Source organism: Pseudochrobactrum sp. AO18b (assembly GCF_000409565.1).
GTDB classification, from domain to species: Bacteria; Pseudomonadota; Alphaproteobacteria; order Rhizobiales; family Rhizobiaceae; genus Pseudochrobactrum; species Pseudochrobactrum saccharolyticum.
Genome location: NZ_ANNO01000209.1, coordinates 1 through 2,631, shown reverse-complemented (window position 1 = coordinate 2,631; position 2,631 = coordinate 1). Strand labels below are relative to the sequence as shown.

The 2,631-nt window shown below is 54.0% G+C and carries 1 protein-coding gene; it reads left to right on the top strand.

Going from position 1 to position 2,631, the window contains the following annotated elements; all coding sequences use genetic code 11:
* Positions 1–207: 207 nt before the first annotated feature.
* Positions 208–2,631, top strand: a 2,424-nt coding sequence (gene gyrB / locus A918_RS0108575; RefSeq protein WP_022710668.1) for a DNA topoisomerase (ATP-hydrolyzing) subunit B, incomplete at its 3' end; no start/stop codon positions are given.

Below are 2,631 nucleotides of genomic sequence, written 5' to 3'. Positions count from 1 at the left end.
GCGGTTTATTACATAAAAACTGGTAATTATGCCGTTTTTCAGCGCTAAAATTTGGTAAATCGGCTCTCAGCGACTATATTAAAGAGACCATTTCAGCCTGATTCGTTTCAGCACTTTCCGGCCCGTTCCGGTAAGCCGGAATCTATAATCAGCCAAATTTTTTACCGGACGGCATAAGCCTTACGGCAACGCTAACGAAAGTCTTTCATGAGCGAGACCACTGAAAATCCTCAAGGCGAGAACCTTTCCGCAGATATCAATGCGACTAATCCTGAATATGGCGCGGATTCCATCCGCGTTCTGAAAGGGCTTGATGCGGTGCGCAAGCGCCCGGGCATGTATATCGGTGATACGGATGACGGCTCCGGCCTGCATCACATGGTTTACGAGGTGGTGGATAACGCGATTGACGAGGCGCTTGCCGGTCATGCGACACTGGTTACCGTGACACTGAATGCCGACGGTTCCTGCACTGTAACCGATAACGGCCGCGGTATTCCGACCGATATCCATAAAGAAGAAGGCGTGTCTGCCGCTGAGGTTATCATGACCCAGCTGCACGCAGGCGGTAAATTCGACCAGAACTCCTATAAGGTTTCCGGTGGTCTGCACGGCGTGGGCGTTTCCGTGGTGAACGCGCTTTCCATCTGGCTGAAGCTTAAAATCCGTCGCGCCGGTAAAATTCATGAAATGAGCTTTACCCATGGTGTGGCTGATGCACCGCTGGTGGAAACCGGTAATGCGGGCGATGAAACCGGTACGGAAGTCAGCTTCCTGCCGTCGCCGGACACTTTCACCATGGTTGAATTCAGCTATGAAACGCTGGAACGCCGTCTACGTGAACTGGCATTCCTGAATTCAGGCGTGCGCATCAAACTGGCTGATAAGCGCCATGCGGATGTGATTGAGCAGGTTCTGCATTATGACGGTGGTCTGCAGGAATTTGTCAAATATCTCGACCAGTCCAAAAAAGCACTGCTTGAAAATCCGATCTATATTATCAGCGAAAAAGACGGCATGACCGTTGAGGTCGCCATGTGGTGGAACGACACCTATCATGAGCGCGTGCTGTGCTTCACCAATAACATTCCGCAGCGTGACGGTGGTACGCATCTGGCTGGCTTCCGCGGTGCGCTGACCCGTCAGATGACCGGCTATGCGGAAAGCTCCGGCATTGCCAAGAAAGAGAAAGTCAATCTGACCGGTGATGACTGCCGTGAAGGTCTGACAGCAGTGCTCTCGGTAAAAGTGCCGGATCCGAAATTCTCATCCCAGACCAAAGACAAGCTGGTGTCTTCGGAAGTTCGCCCCGTCGTGGAAAGCCTCGTTAACGAAGCGCTGGCCACATGGCTGGAAGAACATCCAAGTGAAGCCAAAGTGCTGATGTCCAAGGTTGTGGAAGCGGCTGCCGCGCGTGAAGCGGCGCGTAAAGCCCGCGATCTGACACGCCGTAAAGGTGCGCTCGACATCACCTCCCTGCCGGGCAAGCTGGCAGATTGTCAGGAACGCGATCCGGCCAAGTCCGAAATCTTCATCGTTGAGGGTGACTCGGCTGGTGGTTCTGCCAAGGGCGGTCGTTCGCGTCAAAATCAGGCTATTCTGCCGCTGCGCGGTAAGATCCTTAATGTGGAACGCGCCCGTTTTGACCGTATGCTCTCCTCCGACCAGATCGGTACGCTGATCACTGCGCTCGGCACCTCAATCGGTAAGGACGAGACCAGCGGTTTCAATCCGGAAAAGCTACGCTACCACAAAATCATTATCATGACGGATGCTGACGTCGACGGCGCTCACATCCGCACCTTGCTGCTCACATTCTTCTTCCGTCAAATGCCTGAGCTGATTGAGCGCGGTCATATCTATATTGCCCAGCCGCCGCTCTACAAAGTAACACGCGGCAAGTCTTCGCAATATATCAAGAACGAAGCTGCCTTTGAGGACTTCCTCATTGAAACCGGTCTCGAAGAGGCAACTCTGGAACTTGGCAATGGTGAAGTTCGTGCCAGTGCCGATCTGCTGTCGATCATCAATGATGCCCGCAATCTGCGTACAGTGCTGAACGGCCTGCATACACGCTACGACCGTGCAGTGATCGAACAGGCTGTGATTGCCGGTGCGATGAATGTGGAAGCGTCCAACGATCCGGCGAAAGCACAGGCTCTGGCCGATGCGGTTGCCAAACGCCTCGACATGATCGCCGAAGATATGGAACGTGGCTGGAGCGGCACCTATTCACCGGAAGAGGGTTTCCGCTTTGAACGCATGCTGCGCGGCGTAAAAGATACCGCAATTATCGACATGGCGCTGCTTGGTTCTGCCGATGCCCGTCAGCTGGATCGTTTCAGCGAACGACTGCATGAGGTTTATTCCACGCCGCCGGTTCTGCGCCGCAAAGATAAGAGCGAAACCATTTCCGGTGCGCTTCAGCTTCTGGAAGCAGTTTTTGCAACCGGTCGCAAAGGTCTGTCGCTGCAGCGCTATAAAGGTCTTGGCGAAATGAATGCCGAGCAGCTTTGGGAAACTACGCTGGATCCGAATGCACGCTCGCTGCTGCAGGTAAAAGTGACCGATGCAACCAGCGCCGATGCTCTGTTCTCGCGCCTGATGGGTGACGAAGTGGAACCACGCCGT